This window comes from Streptomyces sp. NPDC107546 (genome assembly GCF_055639175.1).
This window is the reverse complement of sequence record NZ_JBVKBA010000004.1, coordinates 226,974-252,910: the sequence shown is the minus strand read 5'-3', so window position 1 is coordinate 252,910 and position 25,937 is coordinate 226,974. Positions and strand designations below refer to the sequence as shown.

At 69.7% G+C, this 25,937-nt stretch carries 19 protein-coding genes; 8 read left to right on the top strand and 11 right to left on the bottom strand.

Translation table 11 applies throughout. The annotated features are described in order from the left end of the window. Positions 1-36 precede the first annotated feature (36 nt). From ACZ7L1_RS08090 to ACZ7L1_RS08075, 4 genes are read right to left on the bottom strand one after another with little or no spacing between them, the layout of a single operon-like run. Positions 37-756 carry an ABC transporter permease gene (locus ACZ7L1_RS08090; protein ID WP_471435219.1) on the bottom strand — a complete coding sequence of 240 codons (720 nt, stop codon included), beginning with the start codon at positions 754-756 and terminating at the stop codon, positions 37-39. A gap of 10 nt (positions 757-766) precedes the next feature. After that, positions 767-1,678, bottom strand: coding sequence for an ABC transporter ATP-binding protein (locus tag ACZ7L1_RS08085; protein WP_471435218.1), 912 nt, complete (start codon positions 1,676-1,678; stop codon positions 767-769). Beyond that, positions 1,675-2,583, bottom strand: coding sequence for an ABC transporter permease (locus tag ACZ7L1_RS08080; protein ID WP_471435216.1), 909 nt, complete (start codon positions 2,581-2,583; stop codon positions 1,675-1,677). The genes ACZ7L1_RS08085 and ACZ7L1_RS08080 overlap by 4 nt, the downstream gene beginning before the upstream one ends. After that, positions 2,573-3,535, bottom strand: coding sequence for an ABC transporter ATP-binding protein (locus tag ACZ7L1_RS08075; RefSeq protein WP_471435403.1), 963 nt, complete (start codon positions 3,533-3,535; stop codon positions 2,573-2,575). The genes ACZ7L1_RS08080 and ACZ7L1_RS08075 overlap by 11 nt, the downstream gene beginning before the upstream one ends. A 260-nt stretch (positions 3,536-3,795) precedes the next feature. Between ACZ7L1_RS08075 and ACZ7L1_RS08070 the strand changes: the two genes are divergently transcribed. The 4 genes from ACZ7L1_RS08070 to ACZ7L1_RS08055 all read left to right on the top strand — a co-directional run bounded on the left by ACZ7L1_RS08070 (position 3,796) and on the right by ACZ7L1_RS08055 (position 8,266). Continuing rightward, positions 3,796-5,550: an SDR family oxidoreductase gene (locus tag ACZ7L1_RS08070; protein ID WP_471435214.1), complete on the top strand. Its 1,755-nt coding sequence runs from the start codon at positions 3,796-3,798 to the stop codon at positions 5,548-5,550. 213 nt (positions 5,551-5,763) lie between these two features. Further along, the gene (locus tag ACZ7L1_RS08065) at positions 5,764-6,324 is read left to right on the top strand and encodes an RNA 2'-phosphotransferase (protein WP_471435212.1); all 561 of its coding nucleotides are present in this window, start codon (positions 5,764-5,766) and stop codon (positions 6,322-6,324) included. Positions 6,325-6,398: 74 nt separating this feature from the next. Continuing rightward, positions 6,399-7,301 (top strand): LLM class flavin-dependent oxidoreductase, encoded by a 903-nt coding sequence (locus ACZ7L1_RS08060; protein WP_471435210.1) that lies wholly within the window; start codon positions 6,399-6,401, stop codon positions 7,299-7,301. A gap of 77 nt (positions 7,302-7,378) precedes the next feature. Then, complete coding sequence (locus tag ACZ7L1_RS08055) at positions 7,379-8,266, top strand: HAD hydrolase family protein (RefSeq protein ID WP_471435208.1); 888 nt, start codon at positions 7,379-7,381, stop codon at positions 8,264-8,266. A 63-nt stretch (positions 8,267-8,329) separates the two neighbouring features. Here the strand turns inward: ACZ7L1_RS08055 and ACZ7L1_RS08050 are convergent, their stop codons facing one another. From ACZ7L1_RS08050 to hisC, 5 genes are all read right to left on the bottom strand, one after another. Further along, positions 8,330-9,361, bottom strand: a complete 1,032-nt coding sequence (locus ACZ7L1_RS08050; RefSeq protein ID WP_471435206.1) for a M23 family metallopeptidase — start codon at positions 9,359-9,361, stop codon at positions 8,330-8,332. Between the two features lie 115 nt (positions 9,362-9,476). After that, on the bottom strand, positions 9,477-12,977 hold the full coding sequence (gene cydD, locus ACZ7L1_RS08045; protein WP_471435205.1) for a thiol reductant ABC exporter subunit CydD: 3,501 nt from the start codon (positions 12,975-12,977) through the stop codon (positions 9,477-9,479). A gap of 52 nt (positions 12,978-13,029) precedes the next feature. Beyond that, on the bottom strand, positions 13,030-14,049 hold the full coding sequence (gene cydB, locus ACZ7L1_RS08040) for a cytochrome d ubiquinol oxidase subunit II (protein ID WP_471435203.1): 1,020 nt from the start codon (positions 14,047-14,049) through the stop codon (positions 13,030-13,032). Positions 14,050-14,069: 20 nt separating this feature from the next. After that, positions 14,070-15,578, bottom strand: a complete 1,509-nt coding sequence (locus ACZ7L1_RS08035) for a cytochrome ubiquinol oxidase subunit I (protein WP_471435201.1) — start codon at positions 15,576-15,578, stop codon at positions 14,070-14,072. A 260-nt stretch (positions 15,579-15,838) separates the two neighbouring features. Next, complete coding sequence (gene hisC, locus ACZ7L1_RS08030; protein WP_471435199.1) at positions 15,839-16,918, bottom strand: histidinol-phosphate transaminase; 1,080 nt, start codon at positions 16,916-16,918, stop codon at positions 15,839-15,841. Positions 16,919-17,467: 549 nt separating this feature from the next. On the opposite strand from hisC, the gene ACZ7L1_RS08025 reads away from it, so the two are divergent. From ACZ7L1_RS08025 to ACZ7L1_RS08015, 3 genes are all read left to right on the top strand, one after another. Next, complete coding sequence (locus tag ACZ7L1_RS08025) at positions 17,468-18,580, top strand: LacI family DNA-binding transcriptional regulator (protein WP_471435197.1); 1,113 nt, start codon at positions 17,468-17,470, stop codon at positions 18,578-18,580. Positions 18,581-18,808: 228 nt separating this feature from the next. Beyond that, complete coding sequence (locus ACZ7L1_RS08020; protein WP_471435195.1) at positions 18,809-19,918, top strand: metallophosphoesterase; 1,110 nt, start codon at positions 18,809-18,811, stop codon at positions 19,916-19,918. A gap of 192 nt (positions 19,919-20,110) precedes the next feature. Beyond that, positions 20,111-20,977, top strand: a complete 867-nt coding sequence (locus ACZ7L1_RS08015) for a hypothetical protein (protein WP_471435193.1) — start codon at positions 20,111-20,113, stop codon at positions 20,975-20,977. A gap of 223 nt (positions 20,978-21,200) precedes the next feature. On the opposite strand, the gene ACZ7L1_RS08010 is transcribed toward ACZ7L1_RS08015, so the two are convergent. Continuing rightward, positions 21,201-22,304 (bottom strand): hypothetical protein, encoded by a 1,104-nt coding sequence (locus ACZ7L1_RS08010; protein WP_471435191.1) that lies wholly within the window; start codon positions 22,302-22,304, stop codon positions 21,201-21,203. 160 nt (positions 22,305-22,464) lie between these two features. Next, the gene (gene thiC / locus ACZ7L1_RS08005; RefSeq protein WP_471435190.1) at positions 22,465-24,249 is read right to left on the bottom strand and encodes a phosphomethylpyrimidine synthase ThiC; all 1,785 of its coding nucleotides are present in this window, start codon (positions 24,247-24,249) and stop codon (positions 22,465-22,467) included. A 220-nt stretch (positions 24,250-24,469) separates the two neighbouring features. Here thiC and ACZ7L1_RS08000 point away from each other — a divergent pair, with 220 nt between their 5' ends. Continuing rightward, the gene (locus ACZ7L1_RS08000) at positions 24,470-25,849 is read left to right on the top strand and encodes a YibE/F family protein (protein ID WP_471435188.1); all 1,380 of its coding nucleotides are present in this window, start codon (positions 24,470-24,472) and stop codon (positions 25,847-25,849) included. Positions 25,850-25,937 lie beyond the last annotated feature (88 nt).

Genomic DNA, 25,937 nt, shown 5'->3' with positions numbered 1-25,937 from the left:
CCCGCCGAGGCCCCGGCTCCAGGCCCGAAGGGACTGTCACTCCTCGCCCGCCAGCGTCAGCGTCCGCAGCTTCTGCCCCGCGAACCAGGTGGCGGCCACGGTCACCACGATCAGCAGGACCGTGGCGGTGGGCAGCCCCACGTCCGAGGTGACCAGGGAGCTGTCGGACACCTTGTGGGCCACGGCCAGCGACCACTGCTGGACGCTGAGCGTGCGCGCCCCGGAGACGAGTGAGCCGAAGAGCGCCTCCCAGACCAGCGCGTAGACCAGCCCGAACACCACCGCATGTCGGCTCACCGTGCCGAGCAGCAGGAACAGCGCGGCGTAGGCGATGGAGGAGATCAGCGCCGCCACGGTGTAGGCGACCGCTATCTGCTGGCCGTTGCCGTTGAGGATCAGGCCCGCGACGAACGTCGGCAGCGCCGAGAACGCCATGGTCACGGCGATCGCGACGATCAGCTTGGTGAAGATGATCGTGGGCCGCTTCACCGGCTTGGCCAGCAGGTACACCACCGAGCCGTCGTCGATCTCGGGTCCGATGGCGCCGGTGCCCGCGATGACGCCGATGATCGGGACCATGGTGGCCAGGGCGAACCCGCCGAGGACGTCGTGGGCGACCTGGTCGTCGGCGCCTGTCAGCGCCCTGACGACCGCGGAGATCACGATCAGCAGGACGGGCAGCGCGCCGAGGATGAGGGCGCGGCGGCGGCCGAGCAGGCCCCGGTAGGTGAGTCGGGCGACTGTGGGGTCGTACATCTTCGGCCTCCTACGCCGCGACCAGGTACGAAAAAACGGACTCGAGGGACTCGTCGGACGGCGAGACCGTGAGCAGCCGGATGCCGTGCTCGCGCGCGACCTTCGGCAGCAGCGTCGTGAACCGGCCGAAGTCGATCGCCTGGATGCGCAGGGCGCCCTCGGTGAGATCCACCTCGATACCGGACGTCGACGGGTCGGCGATCAGCGCGGCGGCGAGCGCCCGGTCGTCGCTGGAACGCACCAGGTAGCGGTGCGGGCGGTCGGTCATCAGGCGGCGGATCTTACGGAAGTCGCCGCTCGCCGCGTGCCGTCCGGCGACGATCACCTCGATGTGCGAGGCCAACTGCTCGACCTCTTCGAGAATGTGAGAGGAGAACAGCACGGTGCGGCCCTCGGCGCCCATACGCCGCAGCAGCTCCATGAGTTGCATGCGCTGGCGCGGGTCCATGCCGTTGAACGGCTCGTCGAGCAGCAGCAGCGACGGGTCGTGCACGAGCGCGGACGCCATCTTCACGCGCTGCCGCATGCCCTTGGAGTACGTGGAGATCTTCCGGTCCTGTGCGTACTCCATCTCGACCGTGGCAAGGGCCCGCTGGGCGGCCTTGGCGCCGAGGCCGTGCAACTCGGCGTTGGCGACCACGAATTCGCGGCCCGTGAGGAAGTCGTACATCGCCTCCCGCTCGGGGACGATGCCGATGTGCCGGTAGATCTCCTCGTTGCGCCACACCGGCTGCCCGTCGAGCGTGACCGAGCCGGTGGAGGGGGCGAGGAAGCCGCCCATCATGTTGATGAGGGTGGACTTCCCGGCGCCGTTCGGGCCCAGCAGGCCGGTGACTCCGGGGCCGATGGTCATCGTGACGTCGTTGACGGCGACCACGTTGCCGAACCAGCGGGAGACATGGTCGATGGTGAGGGTAGTCACAGTCCCACCTTCTGGTAGCGGCGCGTCAGCAGGCCGTAGCTGCCGGCGATGAGTCCGAGGACGACGACGAGGAAGACGAGTCCCTGCGCGGTCGAGGGTCCGTGTCCGCCGGGGAAGGAGGAGTTCGCGCCGAGGAAGGCGGTCTGCACCCCGTCGATGAGGGTGATGGGCGAGAACAGGCCCATCCACACCAGGGCCGTGGAGCTGCCGGAGTGGACCTCCGCTATCGCCTGGATGGTGGAGACGGCTCCGTAGGAGATGGTCAGGACGGCGATGACGGCGGCGATGCCGAAGCCGCGCCGGGGCGTGGCCGCCGCGATGACGAGGCTGATCCCGGAGAACAGCAGGGAGAGCAGGGCCACGGAGACCAGTCCTTCGGCGAATCCCTTGGTCTGGTGGGCGAAGTCCAGCTTGGCGAGCAGCGCGCCCACGTAGAGGACGAGCAGGGGCGCGGCCGTCAGGATGAACATCGCCGAAGCCAGTGCCGCGTACTTGGCGCGGACGTAGTCGGCGGTCTCGATGGGGCGGGAGAAGTACAGCGGAACGGTCTTGAAGCGCAGGTCGCGCGAGACCGCCTGGGGTGCCTGCGAGGCGACGTAGAGGCCGATGACGGCCTGCATGATGATCGCGTAGCGCGTGTACTGGACGGGGAGGTCCTTGGCGTTGGTGGCGACCGCGACCGCAACCATGATCAGCGCGGGGGCGCACATGACCACGAACAGCAGCATCGGCAGCACCTTCGACTTCACCGAGCGGCCGAGACCGTAGGCGCCGCGCAGGGACTGCGAGTACAGCGAGCGGCGGGCGTAGGCGCGGCCCAGGCGCGGGCCGTCGTACGAGCGGTAGCCGATGTTGTGGATCCGGGTCTGTTCGGCCCCGTGGGCCAGGGGCTGCTCAACCGCCATGACCGACCGCCTCCTTCCGCTCGGCGTCGCTGTCCTTGAAGACCTCCGCGATGTGGTGCCTGCGCTGCTCCATACGGACGAGGCCGAGACCGAGGTCGGCGACGACGTCCCGGACGAGGTCGTACGTCTGCTCGCCCTCCGCGGTCAGCAGCAGGATGTGTCCGGAGCCCGGCAGACCGCTGCCGTCCTGCGTGCTCACCCCGCGCGCGTGGAGCGCGTCGCGCACCGCGCGGGTACCGTCGGGGTACTCGTCGGAGTCGGTCACCTCGATCGCGAGGGTCGTGGTGGTCTGGGTGAAGTCCCGGGTGGAGCTGGACCGCAGCAACTTGCCGCCGTCGATGATGACGACGTGGTCACAGGTGCGCTCGAGCTCACCCAGCAGGTGGGAGGTGACCAGGACCGAGATGCCGAAGTCGGTGTGCACGCGGCGGATCAGGCCGAGCATCTCGTCGCGGCCGACCGGGTCGAGACCGTTGGTCGGCTCGTCCAGGAACACCAGCTGCGGGTCGTGGACCAGGGCCTGGGCGAGCTTCACTCGCTGCTTCATGCCGGTGGAGTAGCCGCCGATGGGTCGGTAGCGCTCTTCGTACAGGCCGACGTGGCGCAGGGTGTCCGCGGTGCGCTCGCGGGCGGCGGCCGGGGGCAGGCCGGACATGCGGGCCATGTGCACGACGAACTCGGTGGCCGACACGTCGGGCGGCAGGCAGTCGTGCTCGGGCATGTATCCGACACGCTCGCGGATGGCGCCGCCCTTGGTGGCGACGTCGAGGCCGAGCACCTCGGCGCGGCCCTCGGTGGCGGGGGACAGACCCAGCAGGATCTTGATCAGAGTGGACTTGCCGGCTCCGTTCGCTCCGACGAGTCCGGTCACGCCGGGTCCCACGTCCACGGAGAGCCGGTCAAGCGCGGTCACCCTCGGGAACCGCTTGCTCAGGCTTTCGGTCGCGATCACAGTCACGACATCGACGGTAGTGACGTCGACCACTGCCGTCGTCAGACCGCAGAGCTGTTTGGCGTCCGACTCCAGTATTACGGGCCCGTAGGGGTCACCCTCAGGTCGAACGGCGAGGAGCGCGAGAGGGGTGGCGCATTGTCCACATCACGGTGGTTTTCCACAGACGGCGGGGCCGCTGTTGACGCCACCTCTAACAACTGCCACATTCGCCGGTGTGACGTGACACACCGGGTGGGAGTGACGGAAGAGGGGGACGAGTGGCTCTGACGGGGGCGCGCGAGCGCCGGGTGGCAACGGGGGGGATCGAGCTGTGCGTGGCCGAGCTGGGCGACCCGGCGCGGCCCACGGTGGTGCTCGTGCACGGCTACCCGGACAGCAAGGAGGTCTGGTCCGAGGTGGCGCCCCGCCTCGCCGACCGCTTCCACGTCGTGCTCTACGACGTCCGTGGGCACGGCCGGTCGACGGCGCCGAAGCCGCTCCGCGGCGGCTTCACCCTGGAGAAGCTGACGGACGACTTCCTGGCGGTCGCCGACGCGGTCAGTCCCGGTCGGCCGGTGCACCTGGTGGGGCACGACTGGGGCTCGGTGCAGGGCTGGGAGTTCGTCACCGCCGGGCGCACCGAGGGCCGGGTCGCGTCGTTCACATCGATGTCGGGGCCGTCCCTCGACCACTTCGGACAGTGGATCAAGCGGCGGGTGCGCCGGCCGACCCCGCGCCGCGTCGGCCAGCTGCTGGGACAGGGCGCCAGGTCCTGGTACGTCTACCTGTTGCACACCCCCGCTCTGCCGGAGCTGGCCTGGCGAGGACCGCTCGGCAGACGCTGGCCCGGCATCCTGCGCCGCGCCGAGCGGCTGCCCGGCGGCGACTACCCGACCCCGTCGCTCCCCACGGACGCGGCCAACGGCGCCTGGCTGTACCGGGACAACGTACGGCCCAGGCTGCGCCACCCGCGCCCCGACGCATACGCGCACGCGCCCGTACAGCTCATCACGCCGTTGGGGGACGCGTTCCTGTCGCAGCACCTCTACGACGAACTGGACCGGTGGGCACCGCGGTTGATCCGCCGCACACTTCCGGACAAGCACTGGATCCCGCGCACCCGGCCCGACCAAGTCGCGGCCTGGATCGCTCAGTTCGTGACGTCCGTGGAGAACGGCCGGGCGGCGCCCATGGGGTGCGGGCGGTACGCGGAGCGGTTCGGTGGGCAGCTCGTGCTGGTGACGGGTGCGGGCAGCGGCATCGGGCGGGCCACGGCGGTCGCGTTCGCCAAGGCCGGAGCGCGGGTGGTGGCGGTCGACCGAAACGGCGAAGGTGCCGCCCGGACAGCCGAGTTGGCCCGGCGCGGCGGTGCTCCGGAAGCCTGGGCGGAGACGGTCGACGTCTCCGACGAACAGGCGATGGAGAAGCTCGCCGCCAAGGTCGCCGCCGCATACGGGGTGGTGGACGTCCTGGTGAACAACGCCGGTATCGGTCTGTCCGGCTCCTTCTTCGACACCACCGCCGAGGACTGGCGCACGGTCCTCGACGTCAACTTGTGGGGTGTCGTTCACGGTTGCCGGTTGTTCGGCAAGCAGATGGTCGAGCGCGGTCAGGGCGGCCACATCGTCAACGTCGCGTCGGCGGCCGCTTACCAGCCGTCGAGGGTGCTGCCGGCCTACAGCACGTCCAAGGCGGCCGTCCTGATGCTCAGCGAGTGCCTGCGCGCGGAGTTGGCCGGGCGCGGCATCGGGGTGTCGGCGCTCTGTCCCGGCTTCGTCCACACGGACATCACGTCGACGGCGCGGTTCGTGGGCGTGGACGCGGAGGAGGAGAGGCGACGGCAGAAGAGGACCAACCTGCTGTACGGACTGCGTGGTTACCGGCCCGAGAGGGTCGCCGACGCGGTTCTGCGGGCGGTGGTCCGCAATCAGGCGGTCGTACCGGTCACCCCGGAAGCACGGAGCGCGCGACTGTTGTCCCGCATCGCGCCAGGGGTGTTGCGAGCGATCGGACGAATCGATCCGCCACTGTGACCGGATGGCAAGGAAGTTGGCGAACCATCGTCCCTCACGGGCTGGTTGGGCAAGTCGGCCGCGTATCCGACTTACTTGCCGAACACCGCTGAGACGCCGTGCAGTTGTCCACAGAGTCGCCAATTTCCTTGTGGAAAACCCGGGTTGCTTGTGGATCAAACATCAGGGACGAAATCAGGTGCGTGATCCCCGTCTCTCCCGCAGGCTGGAAAGATGACGGAAAGGAATGACGACAGACGTACCGTGAAGGTGTCGAAGTACCTCTCGAAGCACCTGCGGCACCAGCCGGAAGCCATCGGGATCGCACTGGAGGACGGCGGCTGGGTGGAGATCGACACGCTGCTCGCCGCGGCGACGGCCCACGGCTTCCCGATCGCCCGCGAGGAACTGGACCGGGTGGTCGCCACCAACGGCAAAAAGCGCTTCGCGATCGAGGGCACCCGCATCCGCGCCGTCCAGGGCCACAGCATCGACGTCGACCTGGGGCTGCCTCCGGCGACACCGCCCGCGTACCTCTACCACGGGACCGTGGCCCGCAACCTGGACGCGATCCGTGCCGAGGGCCTGAGACCCATGGGCCGGCACGATGTGCACCTCTCCCCGGACCGCGAGACCGCCACCCGCGTCGGCGCCCGCCGCGGCCGCCCGGTGGTGCTGGCCGTGGACGCCGGCGCCATGCACCGCGACGGCCAGGTCTTCCACGTGAGCGAGAACGGGGTGTGGCTCACCAAGGCCGTACCGCCGCAATACCTGCGTTTCCCAGAGAAACACTGAATCGTGGCTACGATTCCCGGGCCTTTCTGATCAATCTCGGCACTACCACTCCCCGGCTCCCTTACGCTCGACGCATGAGTCTGCGTCTGAGCACCGTGATCCTGCCCTACGTCCGCTGGCACGAGGGCGGACGTTCCGCCTGGGAGCGTGCGGAGCAGCTCGGCTTCCACACCGCGTTCACCTACGACCATCTGTCGTGGCGGTCCTTTCGCGACGGCCCCTGGTTCGGAGCCGTGCCGACGCTGACGGCCGCGGCCGCCGTCACCGACCGGCTGCGCCTCGGCACCCTGGTGACCTCGCCGAACTTCAGGCACCCGGTCACCCTCGCCAAGGAGCTGATCTCCCTGGACGACATCTCCGGCGGCCGGATCACGCTGGGCATCGGCGCGGGCGGCACCGGCTTCGACTCCACCGTGCTCGGCCAGGAGCCGTGGACCCCGCGCGAGCGGGCCGACCGGTTCGGCGAGTTCGTCCCGCTGCTCGATCGGCTGCTCACCGAGGACTCCGTCACCTACCGGGGGACGCACTACTCCGCGCACGAGGCGCGCAACATCCCGGGCTGTGTGCAACGCCCCCGGCTGCCCTTCGCGGTCGCCGCGACCGGCCCGCGCGGCCTGAAGCTCGCCGCCCGCCACGGTCAGGCATGGGTGACGACCGGCGACCCGAAGCTGTACGAGACCGGCACCCCGGAGGAGTCGCTGCAGGCTCTGCGCGGGCAGACCGAGAAGCTGGCCGACGCCTGCGCCACGGCCGGCCGTGACGTGGCGGACCTCGACAAGATCCTGCTCACCGGATTCACCCCGGACCGCGGCCGTCCGCTTCAGTCCCTGGACGCGTTCGTCGACTTCGCCGGCCGGCACGCGGAGCTGGGCTTCACCGACATCGTGATCCACTGGCCCATCCCCGACTCCGACTTCGCGGCGGACGAGAAGGTCTTCGAGCAGATCGCCCTGGAGGCCCCGGCACAGCTGGGCTGAGCATGACGCGACGTGACGGCGCTGGTGAGCAGTGTCACCACTCAGGTGTGCGGAGTCTCGCACGACCGTGCGGGCATATGCGCCAGAATGGGCCGGTGACCTCAGCGACCCGACAGGCCGAGACCCCGGCCTCCGCCCTCCCGCCCCGGCTGATCGCGACCGACCTCGACGGCACTCTGCTGCGCGACGACAAGTCGGTCTCCGAGCGGACCGTCGCCGCGCTGGCCGCCGCCGAGGAGGCCGGCCTCGAGGTGTTCTTCGTCACGGGCCGGCCCGCCCGCTGGATGGACGTCGTCAGCGACCACGTCCACGGTCACGGACTGGCGATCTGCGGCAACGGGGCGGCCGTGGTCGACCTGCACGGCGGCCCCGGCACCCACCGCTTCGTCAAGGTCCGCGAGCTGGCCCGGGAGAACGCGCTCGACGCCGTACGGCTGCTGCGGGACGCCGCACCCGGCACGGTGTACGCCGTCGAGCAGACGTACGGCTTCTACCAGGAGCCGGCGTACCCGAAGCTGCACATGGAGATCCCGGACCTGCTCGCACCCGCCGAGGAACTGCTGGCCCCGGACGCCCCCGGCGCCCGCGAGCCGGTGCTCAAGATCCTCGCCTACCACCCGCAGCTGGACCCGGACGCCTTCCTCACCCTGGCCCGCCTGGCCGTCGGAGACCGCGCCACCATCACCCGGTCCAGCCCCAGTGCCCTGCTGGAGATCAGCGGCCCGGGCGTCTCCAAGGCGAGCACCCTCGCGCTGTGCTGCGCCGAGCGCGGCATCTCCCACGAGGAGGTCGTCGCCTTCGGTGACATGCCGAACGACGTGGAGATGCTCACCTGGGCGGGACAGTCCTACGCCATGGGCAACGCCCACCCGGACGTGATCGCCGCCGCCTCGGGGCGGACGGTCGCCAACAACGACGACGGCGTGGCCGTGGTGATCGAGCGGATCCTCGCGGAGCGGTCGTAGATCGCCGGCGGTCGCAGATCGCCAGGGCCGTGCCTCGGGCGGCGATTTCCTCGCGCACGACTCTCAGAGTCGTACGCCCCGTGCCGTCAGCCACGGCACCGGATCGATGCCCGACCCCCATTCCGGAGTGACCCGGACCTCGAAGTGCAGGTGCGGACCGGTCGAGTTGCCCGTCGTGCCGGACTGGGCGATCCACTGGCCCGTGGCCACCGCTTCTCCCTGGTCCACGGTGATCGTGGCGAGATGGGCGTACTGGGTGAAGTAGCCGCCCGGGTGCTGGATGACGACCTCGATCCCGAAGGCGCCGCCGCACGCCACCCGCACCACCTTTCCGGCGCCGACGGCCCGCACCGGTGTCCCGATGGGGACCGCGAAGTCCTGGCCGGTGTGCCGGTGCGCCCAGTGGGCGCCTCCGCTGCCGAACGGAGCGGACAGTCTGTACGACTCCACCGGCGCCCCCCAGGCGCGATGGGTTCTCTGCCGCGGCCGGCCCAGATGGACGGCGCCCCGGCACGATCCCGTGGCGGCGGTCGCGTCGGCCTGTCTCTGCAGGACCTGCCGTGCCTCCTCCAGCTTCGCCTGCAGGGCCCGCCTTCTGTCCGCCAGTTCGGCTGTCCGCTTCTGCAGCCGCCGCGCCTGCGCCGACGCCTCGGCCAGATCTGCGGCGAGGCGGTCCTCCACCCGGCGGATACCGACGACCGCGTTCGCGGCGGCGCGATCCCCTCGCGTGAGCGAGCGCTGACTTCGCATCAACTCCAGCGCGGTGTCGGGGACGAGCGTCTGTGGCGCATAGGGGGGAGCGACGCTCTGGTGGTACTGGGCGCGCGCGATCAGGCCCGGATCCTTGCTAAGGGCCGCGCCCAGTCGGCGCTCCCGTATGAGGAGTCTTTCGTCACGCCGCTCTCGGGCACGCTGCTTCTCGGCTTCCCGGAGCCCGCTCTCGTACTGCCGCGCCACCAAGGCGGCTTCGTCGTACAGGCGCGCCACCCGTAGGGCGGCGGAGGAGTCGGCACCGTCGCCGACCGTCGCGCCCCCGGCCACAGCGGGCCCGGCCGGAAGCGTCGTGAACGCGGACAGCACAACCGAAACGAGCAAGATTCGCCCACAGGATGAATGCATGTCAACGATCGTGGCCCGTGTCGCGGGCCCGGTCCTGTTGACGTCCTGCGGCTGGGGGAACGGGCGGCCACGGACGGCCCAGCGACATCCCTCATCCGGCTCCCAGCAGATCCCCCTGGGCCTCCCGCTCCAGCATGTCCCGCAACGGCCCCTCCACCGCCGCCAGCTCCGCATGGCCACCGCGCTGGACCACCCGGCCCTCCGCGAGGACGATCACCTCGTCGACCCCTTCGAGTCCGGCCATCCGGTGGGTGATCAGCAGAGTGGTACGTCCCTCGGTGGCGGCGAGCAGATCCGCCGTGAGCGCATCCGCCGTCGGCAGGTCGAGGTGTTCCGCGGGCTCGTCGAGGATCAGGACGGGGAAGTCGGCGAGCAGGGCGCGGGCCAGGGCCAGCCGCTGCCGCTGACCGCCGGACAACCGGGCGCCGTGCTCGCCGATCAGCGTGTCCAGGCCGGCGGGCAGCCCCTCCGCCCAGTCGAGGAGCCGGGTCCGCGCGAGCGCGTCACGCAGTTCCGCCTCGCTCGCGTCCTTCCGCGCGAGCAGCAGGTTCTCCCGCACCGAGCTGTCGAAGAGGTGGGCGTCCTGCGCGCAGAGCCCGACCATGCGCCGTACGTCGTCGCCGTCGAGCGCGTAGGCGTCCGTACCGCCCAGCGTGTACGACCCGGCGTCCGCGTCCAGGAACCGCAGCAGGACCTGGGCGAGGGTCGTCTTGCCCGCGCCCGACGCGCCGACCACGGCGACCCGGTGGCCCTGTTCGAGGGTGAGGTCGAAGCCGCTGAGCGCGTCCCGCCGCTGCCCGTCGTACCGGGCGGTGAGCCCCTCCAGGACGAGCGGGAAGGGCGACGGGGGAGCCGGCTGCGGTCGCTCGGGTTCACGTACGGGCTCCGGGGCGTCCAGCACCTCGTGGACGCGCTCGGCGCTCCGGCGCACCCGCTGGCGGTGCTGCACGGCGAGCGGCAGCCCCAGGACCGCCTCGAACGCGGCCAAGGGCGTGAGCACCAGGACCGCCATGAGCACCCCGCCGAGCCGCCCCTCGGCGACGGCCTGTGCGCCCACGAGGGCGGAGGCCGCGACGGTCAGCCCGGTGACCAGCGCGGTGAGCCCGTCGCCGAGCGCCGTCGCGGTGGCGGCGCGGGAGGCGATGCGGGTCAGCACGGCGTCGGCCTGCCGCGTCTGAGCGGTCCGCGCCGACAGCGCACCGGCGACCGTCAACTCGGCCGTTCCGGTGAGCAGATCTGCCACCCGGGTCGCCAGTACTCCCCGGGCGGGCGCCAGCCTCCGTTCCGCCCGGCGTGCCACGGCCCCCGTCACCAGGGGCACACCCACGCCGGCGGCGAGCAGCCCGACGGCGAGGGCGGCACCGGCCTCGGGCAGCAGCCAGGCGGTGAAGCAGACGGAACCCGCGGACACGATGAACGCGGCCCCCGCGGGAAGCAGCCAGCGCAGCCAGTAATCCTGCAGCGCGTCCACATCGGCGACCAGCCGGGACAGCAGATCGCCGCGCCGGGTCGTGCGCAGCCCCTTCGGGGCCAGCCGCTCAAGGCGCCGGTACACGGAGACGCGGGTGTCGGCCAGCATGCGCAGGACGGCATCGTGGCTCACCAGCCGTTCCGCATACCGGAACACGGCCCGTCCGATCCCGAACGTCCGCGTGGCCGTCACGGCGACCATCAGATACAGCACGGGCGGCTGCTGGGAGGCCCTCGAGATCAACCAACCGGAGGTGGCCATCAGCCCCACCGCACTGCCGAGCGCGAGACTCCCGAGCACCAGGGCGAGGGCGAGCCGCCCACGACGGGGTCCGGCCATGGCACGGACGCGGGCGAGCACGCCACCGCGCCTCACCGGGGGCGGTACGTGGGCCGACTCGCCTTGGGCAGGTGGCGTGCTCACCGTCTCCCGGCGCGGCGGCTCGGGGCCGACCTGCGCGAGGGGGCCCGACGTGACGTACTGCTCCGCCTCCAGCCGCACCACCCGGTCCGCCAGCCGGAGCAGTGCCGGCCGGTGCACCACCAGAAGGACCGTCCGACCGACGGTGAGTCGGCGCACCGCTTCCACGATCTCCGCCTCGGTCGCCCCGTCCAGGGACGCCGTCGGCTCGTCCAGCAGAAGCACCGGCCGGTCGGCGAGGAACGCCCGCGCCAAGGCGAGCCGTTGCCGCTGCCCGGCGGAGAGGCCTGCTCCGTCCTCGCCGAGCACCGCCTGGATCCCCTCGGGCAGCGCGTCCACGAACGGAAGCGCACCTGCGTCGGCCAGGGCCCTTCGTACCGCCGTGTCGTCCGCGTCCGGTCGCGCCAGCCGTACGTTGTCGGCGATCGTGCCCGCGTACAGATGGGGACGCTGCGGCACCCAGGCGATCCGTGAGCGCCACTCCTCCAGATCGGCCGAGGCGAGATCGACTCCCCCGACCCGTACGCGCCCCTCGGTGGGCGGCACGAATCCGAGCAGGACGCTCAGAAGGGTCGACTTGCCCGCTCCGCTCGGTCCGACGAGGGCCACCGTTTCACCGGACGCGACCGTGAGCGACACGTCGGACACCGCGGCGGACGACCGCCCGGGATAGCGGACGGTCACGTCCTCGAAGACGATCGGCCCGTCCGGGACGCGCCGCTCACCGGAGGCCGGCACCGGAGTCTCCAGCACCGAGAAGATCTCCTCGGCTGCCGAAAGCCCCTCCGCCGCCGCGTGGTACTGCGTCCCCACCTGTCGCAACGGCAGATATGCCTCCGGGGCCAGCACCAGAATGACCAGCCCGATGTACAGCTCCATGTCCCCGCGGACGAGCCGCATACCGATCTCGACGGCGACGAGCGCGACCGAGATCGTGGCCAGGAGCTCCAGCGCGAAGGACGACAGGAAGGCGATGCGCAGCGTCCGCATGGTCGCCTGCCGGTACTCGCCGGTGATCCGCTTGATCGACTCGGCCTGAGCCTTGGCCCGGCCGAACACCTTGAGCGTCGGCAGTCCGGCGACCACGTCGAGGAAGTGCCCGGAGAGCCGCGACAACGACCGCCACTGACGGTCCGTCTGGGACTGTGTCGCCCAGCCGATCAACATCATGAAGAGGGGGATCAGAGGCAGCGTGCCGGCGATGATCGCCGCCGACACCCAGTCCTCCGTGACGATCCGCGCCAGCACCGCCACCGGCACCACCACCGCGAGCCCCAACTGCGGCAGATAGCGCGAGAAGTAGTCGTCGAGGGCATCGACTCCCCGCGTGGCCAGAGCGACCAGCGAACCGGTCCGCTGTCCGCTGAGCCACCCGGGACCGAGGGACCCGGCTCGCTCCAGCAGCCTCGCCCGCAGTTCCGACTTCACCGCCGCGCTCGCACGGTGGGCGGAGAGTTCGGTGAGCCAGAACACCAGGGCACGGCCGACCGCCACGGCCGCCAGAAGCAACAGAGAGGTGCGGAGCTCGTTGATCGTGTGGTGGTGCTGGAAGGCGCCGACCACCACCTCGGCGATCAGCATCGCCTGGGCGATGACCAGGGCCGCGCCGATGGCCCCCAGGCCGATGACCGCCCCGAGGAAGGAACGTGTGGCCCGCGCGTAGCGGAGGAGTCGTGGATCGATCGGTTTCACGTGAAACATGCCCTTCGGCCCGGGCGGGGTGTTTCACGTGAAACACCCCGCCCTACCAGATTCAGTGCACGGCACCGACGGAATTGTCGGCGGCGATGTGCTGGGTGCCGATGCGCTTGCGGAACACCCAGTAGGTCCAGCCCTGATAGAGAAGGACGATCGGCGTGGCGATCCCGGCGCACCAGGTCATGATCTTCAGGGTGTAGGGGCTGGATGAGGCGTTGCTCACGGTCAGACTCCAGTCCCCGTTGAGCGTGGACGGCATGACATTCGGGAAGAGCGTCAGGAACAGCATGGTGACGGCGGCCACGATGGTGACGCCGGACAACGCGAACGCCCATCCCTCGCGCCCTGCCTGGTTGGCCACGAGCGCCGCGACGAGCGCGGCCACCGCCACGACCAGGGCGACCAGGCTCTTACCGTCCCCTTGGTCGATCTGGGCCCAGGTGAGGAAGAGAAGCGCCAGTCCGGCGGTCACCAAGCCGACGCCCAGGGCCAGCTTCCGCGCCCGCCGCCGGATGTCCCCGACGGTCTTCAGTGCCGTGAACACCGCCCCGTGGAAGGTGAACAGGGTCAGCGTGACCAGGCCGCCTAGGAGGGCGAACGGATTGAGCAGATCCCAGACGTTCCCCACGTACTCCAGGTGCTGGTCGATCTTCACACCCCGCACGATGTTGGCGAAGGCCACGCCCCACAGGAACGCCGGGATCAGCGAGGTCCAGAAGATCGCGTTCTCCCAGTTGCGCTGCCAGTTCTCCTCGGGACGCTTCGCCCGGTACTCGAAGGCGACACCGCGCACGATCAGACAGACCAGGATGACCAGCAGCGGCAGGTAGAAGCCGGAGAAGAGCGTGGCGTACCACTCGGGGAAGGCGGCGAACGTGGCGCCGCCAGCGCTGAGCAGCCATACCTCGTTGCCGTCCCAGACGGGACCGATCGTGTTGATCAGCACTCGCCGCTCGGGGCGGTTGCGGGCCAGCAGCTTGGTGAGGACGCCGACCCCGAAGTCGAAGCCCTCCAGGAAGAAGTAGCCGATCCAGAGGACCGCGATGAGGACGAACCAGACGTCTTGAAGTTGCATGGTGTGAGCGCTCCCTCGGCCTAGTACGAGAAGGCCATCGGCTTGTCGGCGTCCCTGGAGTCGCCGCCGAGCCTGGTGGGCGGGTTGAGGTCGGACTCGGTGAGCTCGGGCGGCCCGGCCATGACGTACTTCGTCAGCAGTTTCACCTCGACGACGGCGAGGATCGCGTAGAGCACGGTGAACACGGTCATCGACGTGATGACCTCGCCCTGGGAGACACCCGGGGATACGGCGTCACGGGTGCGCAGCACGCCGTAGACGACCCATGGCTGACGGCCCATCTCGGTGAAGATCCAGCCCCAGGAGTTGGCGATGAGCGGGAAGGCGAGGGTCCAGATCGCGATGCGCCAGTACCAGGTGGTGAGCGTCGGGCCGAGTGCCGTGTTCCTGAACAGGACCAGATGTGGCACCTCGTCCTCACCGACCCGCAGGTGTTGCGGCAGCAGGAACTTCTTGCGGGTCAGCCACAGCCCCGCCAGGCCGATGGCGAAGGACGCCATGCCGAAGCCGATCATCCAGCGGAAGCCCCAGAAGGTGACGGGGATGATGGGACGGTAGTCGCCTGGGCCGTACTTCTGCTGTTCGGCCTTGTTGGTGTCGTTGATGCCGGGGACGTACGAGGTGAAGTCGTCGTCGGCCAGGAAGGACAGCAGGCCGGGAACGGACAGTTCGACGGAGTTGTGGCCCTTGCTGACGTCGCCGTAGGCGAAGATCGAGAACGGCGCCGAGTTCTGACCGTCCCACAGGGCCTCCGCGGCGGCCATCTTCATCGGCTGCTGCTTGAACATGACCTTGCCCAGGACGTCACCGCTGACCGCGGTGAGCAGGCCGGCGATGACCACGGTGACCAGTCCGAGCCGCAGCGAGCTCTTCATCACGGGAATGTGCTTCTTGCGGAGCAGGTGGTAGGCCGCGATACCGACCATGAAGGCACCGCCGGTGAGGAAGGACGCGGACAGGGTGTGGAAGACCTGGGCGAGCGCGGTGTTCTGGGTCAGGACGTGCCAGAAGTCGGTGAGTTCGGCGCGGCCCTTCGCCTTGTTGATCCGGTAGCCGACGGGGTGCTGCATCCAGGAGTTGGCCGCGAGGATGAAGTACGCCGACAGGACCGTGCCGATCGAGACCATCCATATGCAGGCCAGGTGGAGCTTCTTCGGCAGCTTGTCCCAACCGAAGATCCACAGCCCGATGAAGGTGGACTCGAAGAAGAAGGCGATGAGGGCCTCGAACGCGAGCGGGGCACCGAAGACGTCACCCACGAAGCGGGAGTAGGCGGACCAGTTCATGCCGAACTGGAACTCCTGGACGATGCCGGTCACGACACCCATCGCGATGTTGATCAGGAAGAGCTTGCCCCAGAACTTCGTCGCCCTGAGGTACCTCTCCTTCTCCGTCCGTACCCACGCGGTCTGCAGGCCGGCCGTCAGCGCGGCGAGCGAGATCGTGAGCGGGACGAACAGGAAGTGGTAGACGGTGGTGATGCCGAACTGCCATCGCGCCAAGGTCTCCGGCGCCAAAGCTATGTCCACGTCGTCCTTCTCCTTACGTCGCCGTGGTCACGCGGCAGTTTGCCCCGTTTGTCCCACTCATCATGGGAACAATCGGGCCCGCTTGTGAACGCGTTCACATTCACAAGCAATTATGGCGCATGGCGGTCGCAAGCCGGAGGGGTGGGGGGCCCTAAGCGCGGGCTATTCGGCATCTGGCACAATCCCGCGCCGGCCCGGGTCCCGCGCCACTCGCGCGGGACCCGGGAGGACTCGACTGTGGCTGATCCGAAAGACAGGGCCTACAGCCCCTTGTGGAAGCCCTCCGTGACCTTCATGAAGATGTCGTTCGCCTCGGCCTCGCCGATGGTCACACGCACGCCCTCGCCCGGGAAGGGCCGCACGACCACACCGGCCTGCTCACAGGCGGCCGCGAATTCCGTCGTGCGCTCCCCCAGCCGTAGCCACACGAAGTTCGCCTGGGTCTCGGGGACCGTCCAGCCCTGGGCGCGCAGCGCGTCCACCACGCGGGTGCGCTCGCACACCAGCGAGCCCACCCGGCCGAGCAGCTCGTCCTCAGCGCGCAGCGAGGCGATCGCCGCCTCCTGCGCCAGCTGGCTGACGCCGAACGGCACCGCCGTCTTGCGCAACGCCGCGGCCACCGGCTCATGCGCGACCGCGAAGCCGACGCGCAGCCCGGCGAGGCCGTACGCCTTGGAGAAGGTGCGCAGCACGCACACGTTCGGCCGCTTGCGGTACAGCTGGATGCCGTCCGGCACCTGGACGTCGCGGACGAACTCGCGGTACGCCTCGTCGAGCACCACCAGCACATCGCCCGGCACTCGGTCCAGGAAGCGCTCCAGCTCCGCCTGGCGCACGACGGTGCCCGTCGGGTTGTTCGGGTTGCAGACGAAGATCAGCCGGGTCCGGTCGGTGATCGCGTCGGCCATCGCGTCCAGGTCGTGCACGTCGCCCTCGGTCAGCGGCACCCGGACCGATGTCGCCCCACTGATGCGGGTGATGATCGGGTACGCCTCGAAGGACCGCCAGGCGTAGATCACCTCGTCCCCCGGGCCGCTCGTGGCCTGCAGCAGCTGCTGTGCCACACCGACCGAGCCCGTCCCGGTCGCGAGGTGCGACTGGGGCACTCCGAAGCGCTCCGACAGCTCGCTCATCAGGCCCGTGCACGCCATGTCCGGGTAGCGGTTGAACGACGAGGCCGCCGCGGTCACCGTCTCCAGCACGCCCGGCAGCGGAGGGTACGGATTCTCGTTCGAGGACAGCTTGTAGGCCACCGGGCCGCCGGCCGCGGCAGGCTTGCCGGGCTTGTAGGTGGGGATATCCTCCAGCTCGGCACGCAGCCTCGGGCTCGTCTCGCTCACCGCAGTCCTCCTCGCGCACACCACCGGCTCGTGACCGCCACCGGCGTCCAATGCTTCTCACCTTATGAGGATTCGGGGCCGCTGCGAATGGGCTGTGGACAACCGCTCCGCCCCTTGTGGATCACGCCATGGACAGGCGGCGGTCGAGCGAGGAGCCGTACGGATGCGGACGGAGGGCTGTACGGAGGCGGATGGGTAGCCGTAGGGATGCGGACGGATGGCTGCACCAACCCGGACAGATCACCGTAGGAACCCGCGCACACCACCGCAGGAAGGCGCGTGGATGCGGGGGCGCGTCGCCCCCTGCCGCACGCGCCGGTGGCTCACGCCGTGGCGCGCATCCCCCGTGAAGGTGAGTTGAGACCTCTTCGCAATATGACCACCTCGCCAGGCCCATGCGGGCCGTCACGCCATCTATTGACCTTAGATCGTTCAAGTCCCTTGCATTCCCAGGCACTTGGCCGTTTTTGATCATGCAGAAACGTGCCTGTCAACGGGTGCATATGCGTCCGCACTACCCCACCACATGAGCCCTACTATCGGCTCGCCATGACAGCAGCAGGGAAGCACCAGGTGAGCCGGGCGGAGACCTCCCGCCGAGGCAGCCGGCCGGGCCGGGCGGGCATCAGAGACGTGGCCGCCGCCGCCGGGGTCTCCATCACGACCGTCTCCGACGCCCTCAACGGCAAGGGCCGACTGCCGGACGCCACCCGACGCCACGTCCGCGAGGTCGCCGACCGGCTGGGCTACCGCCCCTCGGCCGCGGCCCGAACCCTCCGTACCGGCAAGTCGGGCCTCATCGGCCTGACTGTGACGACGTACGGGGATGAACCTTTCACCTTCACCGAATTCGCATACTTCGCGGAGATGGCCAGGGCCGCCACCTCCGCCGCGCTCGCCCGGGGATACGCCCTGGTCATCCTGCCCGCCACCTCGCGCCACGACGTGTGGTCGAACGTCGCCCTGGACGGCACGGTCGTCATCGACCCCTCCGACCAGGACCCGGTGGTCACCGAGCTGGTCCGGCAGGGGTTACCGGTCGTCTCCGACGGCCGCCCGGCCGGCTCCCTCCCGGTCACCGCCTGGGTCGACAACGACCACGAGGCCGCCGTCCTCGGCATCCTCGACCATCTGGCGGAGGCGGGCGCCCGCCGCATCGGGCTGCTGACCGGCACCACGACGGACACGTACACACACCTGTCCACGACCGCGTACCTCAACTGGTGCGAGCGCGTCGGACAGGACCCGGTCTTCGAGGCCTACCCGGCACACGACCCGTGCGCGGGCGCTGTCGCCGCCGACCGGCTGCTGGCCCGTCCGGACCGCCCTGACGCGGTCTACGGGCTCTTCGACCCGAACGGCACCGACCTGCTCGCCGCAGCCCGCCGCTACGGCCTGCGCGTCCCGGACGACCTGCTGCTCGTGTGCTGCAGCGAGTCCGCCGTGTACGCCAACACCGAGCCTCCCGTCACCACGCTCTCCCTCAAACCGCGACGGATCGGCACAGCGGTGGTCCAGCTCCTCATCGACGCCATCGAGGGTGTCCGGCCGGAGCAGCCGGTCGAGCAGGTGATACCGACCGAACTGATCGTGCGTACGTCGTCCGAGCGACGCCCACCCCGCACCACGGTCAGCCCGCCCCGGTCACCCGAACAGAGGTAGCCCGCACACGGCCCGCGGGTGACGCACCAGTCGCCCGCGGGCGCCCGACGACCGGGAGACCGGCGGGAAACCCCCGCCCATTTAGGGCGAATGCCGCGGTGAACTGGAGGGCTTCCCCGATTCACCACCCCTGGGTCATCACATGGCGCGATCCGCATTCCTATGATGGGCCCACGACACCGCGGGCCGCTGCGACCAGGCAGTCCGATGCGGTGCAGATGCGGCGCGATGGTGGAGGGGTCGATGACTCAGGGGGCCGGTCAGGGACCCGAGGTGGAGCGGACGGCGACGTTGCGCGACTTCCGGGTGCCCGCGTACGTCCATGAGGCCGGTCCCCACGCGCAGAGCACGCCCCAGGACCAGGTCACCGGACCCGTCACCGCCCCGGAGGCCTACCCGCACGGCTACTCCGACGCCTACACGCCCACCGAACGGGACCTCCCGGTCGTCAACCGCGGTGACACGCTCCAGGTCAACGTCGCTCCCACGGCCGCACCCGCCCCGCAGTCCGCGGAGGGTCCCGGTCCGCTGTTCGTCGTCGGGGACGTGCACGGCTATCTCGACCAGCTCGTGGCAGCTCTCCAGGAGAAGGGCCTCGTCGACGCCCAGGGGAGCTGGTGCGCGGGCACGGCGCGGCTGTGGTTCCTCGGCGACTTCACCGACCGCGGGCCCGACGGCATCGGCGTCATCGACCTCGTGATGCGGCTGTCCGCGGAGGCGGCCGCGGCCGGCGGCTACTGCAAGGCGCTCATGGGCAACCACGAGTTGCTGCTGCTCGGTGCCAAGCGGTTCGGCGACACGCCGGTGAACTCCGGCGCGGGCACCGCCACCTTCCAGGCGGCCTGGCTGCTCAACGGCGGCCAGAAGACCGACATGGACCGCCTGCAGGACCACCACCTGCAGTGGATGGCCCGCCTCGACGCGGTCGAGGAGGTCGACGGACACCTGCTGGTCCACTCGGACACCACCGCCTACCTCGACTACGGTGACTCCATCGAGGCGGTCAACGACACCATCCGCGAGACGCTCACCCGTAACGACGCGGACGAGGTGTGGGACCTCTTCCGCAAGTTCACCAAGCGCTTCTCCTTCCGCGACGAGGGCGGCGCCGACGCCGTACGGTCCCTGCTGGACACCTACGGCGGCAGGCGCATCGTCCACGGCCACAGCCCCATTCCCTACCTGCTCGGAGAAGTCGGCTCGGAGGACGGCGAGGACGGCACGGGTCCGGTGGTCGAGGGGCCGCACGTCTACGCGGACGGACTGGCGATCGCGATGGACGGCGGTGTGACCATGGCCGGAAAGCTGCTGGTCCAGCAACTGCCCTTGGATATCTGACCGTTCCCCGGACAGACATCCCCCGACGGAGGACCGCGCACAGGAGCGCAGGCCGGGGCCATTTTCCGGAAACCCCCTGTCACCGCGCGCCGTCACCGCTCTACCATCGGCTTATCCGTAGCAGGCTCCCCTCCGTTTCTGCCCGACGGCTCGTCAGCATGCCGAGCCACAAGCCCTACGGAGCATCGGGGGATGCACATGAACAGCGTTCCGCAGCACCTGCTGAGCGAGGACCGCCAGGACTACGAGCGGATCCTCGATGAGGCGCTGCGCTCCGCACCACACCGCCCGGATCTGGCCGCTGTGGGTCAGCGGCTGAACCCCGAACAGTTGCGCACCATGGCGCTGAACGCCACCGCCCTCATCACCGCGGCGGCGGCCACCGAGTACCAGCACTACGTGATGGTCCGCGAGGAACTGCGCCGGCCGGCGCCGTCCACCCCGATAGTCCAGGACGGCACCCCCGGTTCCCCGGAGGCGGACCTGGACGCCCTGGGGCTCGCGGCCACCGTGGGAGAGGCCGCCGCGAGCGCCGGGACCGGTGCCGTCATCGCGGTCCTCGCCCCCTTCCTCGCGGGTGCCGCCGCGGCGATCTTCCTGCTCGTGGGGTACATCCTCAAGATGGTCAATCCCGACCAGGCGTTCGCCCGGACGCTCCTGACCACCGGGTGGGTCTTCGGCGCGGTGACCGCGGCGTCGATCCTGGTCGCCGCGATCGGCCTGCTGCTCACGGCCCTGCGCAACAACTCCTCGGCACAAGAGGCGGACGCGTCGGGCACATTGACGGCGGAGGTGTCACGGGCCAGGGATGCCTGGCACGAGGCGCTGCTGGAGCGCGGAATCCTGCCGTTCCTCCGTGAGGCGCTCAGCGACCCGGGCACGGCCGCGATGACCCGGAAGGCACCGGAGGCGACCGCCGGGCGCATCCCGCACCTCGGCTACGACCGTCCGGGGTTCAGCAGCCCCGACAGCGGCCCGGCCGCCGGTACGCGCCCCAGCTTCACGAGCCCCGACTTCACCAGCCCGGACTTCGGGGGGCCGGAGCACACGCCGGAGTGACGGGCCCGGCCGGCGACCGGTCGCCACCGAAAAGTGCGCAAGGCGGGGGCGGCCACCTCCGGACCGCCCCCGGAGTGGCCCCGCTCCCGGCCGTCCCACCGACCCACCGACGGACCCGACCCACCGACGTCCGGCCCGCTCACGAAAGGCGCGGGCCCACGTCGTGGTCTTTGCGTCGTCAAGCGGAAGGCAATGCCGGATTCCGCCTTCGATGAGCGGCCCACTACAGGCGACGGAGGATCTGCGTCTCTGTTCGTTCGACGAGCGTACGGCCGTAGGCGTGCACGAGTGAGAGATGGAAGAGTGCGGGTGCCAGCGGCGCCCACCGGTGAATGCGGTCTTCCCGTAGCAGGTACCTGACCACGGTCGCCGGGCGGAAGGGCACATAGTCGATGGTCTGGTGTTCCCACCGGTCGGCGACGCCCCGGCTCATCCGCGCTTGCAGGTCCTCGCTCCCGAGCTCCTTCAGTCTGGCGTAGAAGTGACCGCTCCAGTGCCGCCTGTCCACGTCAAGGACGAAGGCCAGGAGGTCGATCGAGTACTCGTGGGGCTCCAGGGACAGCTCCTCACGCATGCCGCGACGGGACACCGCGTGCAGATCCGGGGCGCTTCTCCCCGAGGAGTCGATGTGCCGTGAAAGCCCCTCGTTCACTGAGGAATTCCACACACCGGGTGCCATGCGGACCCGATCGCTGCGTTGGCTCACCACCAGCATGTCGTCTGCGGTGACGACGGCGATGTTGACGGCGAAGCTGCACTGGAGAAAGGACGGGGCCTTCAACGGCTGATCCGGGTAGAGGTAACGGGACCTGGGTGTCGCACCGTCCGGCAACCGTCGATCGAGCTGCTGAGCAGCGAGGAAGGTGTAGTAGTCGGTCGGTCGTAGCCTCAGGTGAACTTCCGGAGTCTCATCAAGAGCGGTTCGGGAGATGTCGAACGACTCGACCGCGTACCGCGGGCCGTTCCACAGCGGGGTGCGTCCCTCCGCACGCAGGCGCTCACTCTCCTCGGCAACCTCGTCGCGCCAGCCGGCCATGTCGGAAGGAAGTTCCACTTCGCCGTCGAGCACACTGACATGCACGGCCTCAGGAGGTATCGGAGACTCCCCATCGCCTTCGACGATGAGTGCCGACGTCTGCAACGGCCCGAGTGAGAACGCCCGCCAAGCGGGTCCCGACTCCTCCCGGCGCCCCAGGCTCCGGATGGCGCTCGTCGACCGCCTGCGCAGCCGGTACCACGCATCCTGTAAAGGCTGCTGGAACAGCACGGCGAACAGCATGCCGAACACGGCGCCCACGACACCGTTCACCACATCGATCCGATCCATGCCAGTGACAGTAGGGATCTTGACGTGGACAGGTGGCATCGTGCCGTTTCCGTTACCACGATCCGCGCACGGGCGAGAGTGAGTCGGCCCCTCCGGCCTGCGCAGCGACGACGCAGGCCGGAGGGCACCGCATGACGGGACGTCGGCGGGCGCTGCCAGATCAGTCGGCGATCGGCAGGTACACGCGGTTTCCCGCCTCGGCGAACTCCCTCGACTTCTGTGCCATGCCCTCCTCGATCTCCTTCCGGTTGCCGCCGTGTTCGCGGCGGATGTCCTGGGAGATCTTCATCGAGCAGAACTTCGGACCGCACATCGAGCAGAAGTGGGCGGTCTTGGCCGGCTCCGCCGGAAGGGTCTCGTCGTGGAAGTCACGGGCCGTGTCCGGGTCGAGGGCCAGGTTGAACTGGTCCTCCCAACGGAACTCGAAGCGCGCGTCGGACAGCGCGTCGTCCCACGCCTGCGCACCCGGATGGCCTTTGGCGAGGTCGGCCGCATGGGCGGCGATCTTGTAGGTGATCACACCGGTCTTGACGTCGTCGCGGTTGGGCAGGCCCAAGTGCTCCTTGGGTGTGACGTAGCAGAGCATGGCCGTTCCCCACCAGGCGATCATCGCGGCGCCGATGCCCGAGGTGATGTGGTCGTACGCCGGCGCGATGTCCGTCGTCAGCGGCCCGAGCGTATAGAACGGAGCTTCATCGCAGATCTCCTGCTGAAGGTCGATGTTCTCCTTGATCTTGTGCATCGGGACGTGTCCCGGGCCCTCGATCATGGTCTGTACGTCGAAACGCCTGGCGACCCGGCCGAGTTCCCCGAGCGTGCGCAGTTCCGCGAACTGCGCCTCGTCGTTGGCGTCCGCGATGGAGCCGGGCCTGAGGCCGTCGCCCAGCGAGTACGTGACGTCGTAGGCCGCGAGGATTTCGCACAGTTCTTCGAAGTGCTCATACAGGAACGACTCCTTGTGGTGGGCGAGGCACCACGCCGCCATGATCGAGCCGCCACGCGAGACGATGCCGGTCTTGCGGTTCGCGGTCAGCGGTACGTACGCCAGACGCACCCCCGCGTGCACCGTCATGTAGTCCACGCCCTGCTCGGCCTGCTCGATGACCGTGTCCTTGTAGATCTCCCAGGTCAGTTCCTCGGCCTTCCCGTCGACCTTCTCGAGGGCCTGATAGAGCGGCACCGTGCCGATCGGCACGGGTGAGTTGCGCAGCACCCACTCGCGCGTGGTGTGGATGTTGCGGCCGGTGGACAGGTCCATGACCGTGTCGGCGCCCCAGCGGGTCGCCCAGGTCATCTTCTCGACCTCCTCCTCGATGGACGAGGTCACAGCGGAGTTGCCGATGTTGGCATTGACCTTCACCAGGAACCGCTTGCCGATGATCATCGGCTCGCTCTCGGGGTGGTTGACGTTGGCCGGCAGAACCGCACGGCCTGCCGCGATCTCCTCGCGCACCACCTCCGGGGGCACGTCCTCCCGGAGGGCGACGAACTCCATCTCGGGCGTGATCTCCCCACGGCGTGCGTAGGCCAGTTGCGTCACCGCCTTGCCGTCGCGGCCGCGGCGCGGCTGACGCGGCCGTCCCGGGAACACCGCGTCGAGGTTGCGCAGGCCGCCCCGCGGCGAGGTGTGCTTGATGCCGTCGTCCTCGGGGCGGACGGGACGGCCCGCGTACTCCTCGCTGTCGCCGCGGGCGGTGATCCAGTTCTCCCGCAACGGAGCCAGGCCCCTGCGGACGTCGGTCTGGACCAGTGGATCGGTGTACGGGCCGGAGGTGTCGTACAGCGTGACCGACTGCCCGTTGGTGAGGTGCACCCGACGGACCGGCACTCGCAGGTCGGGGCGTGAGCCCTCGATGTACGCCTTGTGCCAGCCGATGGACGGTCCGGCCTCCTGGGACTGTTCGCCCTCAACGGAGGCAGGCGTGCGTACGTCCTTGTTGGTCATGAGACCTACTCCCTACGCCGGCATTACCCGGTAACAGGTTCAGCGGTCGACGCAGCGGTTTCCGTCCGCCGATGTTCCACGTGAAACATCGCGTCTACGGAGGTCAGCGCCCTCTCAGCCCGGTGCTCCGAGCTCCCGCGTGTGCAAAGGTCCCCCCACGCTAGCGTCTCATTGCGCGAGCTGAACAGTGGGCCTCACGGCTTCTTGCGATGATGCCTCGGTGACCACGACACAGCATCCGCCCCCGTACCCACCGCCCGACCCGCCCCACGGCCACGGCCCGGGCGACCCACATGACCATGGACCGAGCGGGCACGGCCACAGCCACAGCCATGGCCCGGCGGCGCCCGTGTCGCGGCACCTGCGCAGGGTCATCGCTGCGATCCTCATCCCCTTCACGGCAGCCGTGGTGGTCGGTCTCGTCGTGCTGTGGCCGGGCGGAGTGCCGTCCCACAAGCGCACCGGCGTGGGATTCGACCGCCAGACCCAGCAGGCCACGGTCACCAGGGTGGTGGAGGTGGACTGCAAGTCCGTGAACGCCTCGGGTGACACCCCGACCGGTGACACCTCCACGGCCGAGGGCTCCTCGGCCCAGCAGCAGTCGACCGGCACCTGCAAGAAGGCGACGGTGCGCGTGGACACGGGCAAGGATCAGGGCCGGACGTTCACGGAGATCGTCCAGCCGGACCAGTCACGGCAGTTGCATCAGGGCGAGAAGGTCGTGGTCGCCTACGAACCGTCCGCCCCCAGGGACCTGCAGTACTCGGTGGCGGATGTGAACCGCGAGGTCCCCATGGCGTTGCTGGCCGGCATCTTCGCCATCGCCGTGGTGGTCGTGGGCCGGATGCGCGGTGTGATGGCGCTCATCGCACTGGCCGTCAGCTTCCTGGTGCTGAGCCTGTTCATCCTCCCGGCGATCCTGCAGGGCTCGAACCCGCTGCTCGTGGCCGTGGTCGGGTCCAGCGCCATCATGCTGATCGCCCTCTACATGTGCCACGGGCTCTCGGCACGCACCTCGGTGGCGGTGCTCGGCACGCTCATCTCCCTGTCCCTGATCGGTGTGCTGGGCTCCCTGTTCATCGGCTGGGCCGCGCTGACCGGCAACACCGACGACAACACCGGCCTGATCCACGGCCTGTACCCGGGTATCGACATGAGCGGCCTGCTGCTGGCCGGCGTCATCATCGGCTCGCTCGGCGTCCTCGACGATGTGACGGTGACGCAGACCTCGGCGGTCTGGGAGCTCCACGAAGCGAATCCGTCGATGGGGTGGCGTGGTCTGTACCGCGCGGGCATCCGCATCGGCCGCGACCACATCGCGTCGGTCGTCAACACGCTCGTCCTGGCGTACGCGGGTGCCGCTCTGCCGCTGTTGCTGCTGTTCTCGATCGCGCAGAGTGGCGTGGTCACCGTTGCCGACAGCGAGCTGGTCGCGGAGGAGATCGTGCGCACGCTCGTCGGTTCGATCGGCCTGGTCGCCTCGGTGCCGGTGACCACGGCACTGGCCGCCCTGGTGGTCTCCGCCGACCGCTCCGGCCGCTCCGCCGCTCCGGCCGCCGTACCGGCCCGCGGTGGGCGCGGGCGGCGACGCAGGCACTGAGGCGCCCCAACCGCGGGGAGGCACCGCAGAAGCGTTACGGCACCCACCGCGCCCCGCACGGCTCCGCGAGGAACCGTTACGGCACCGA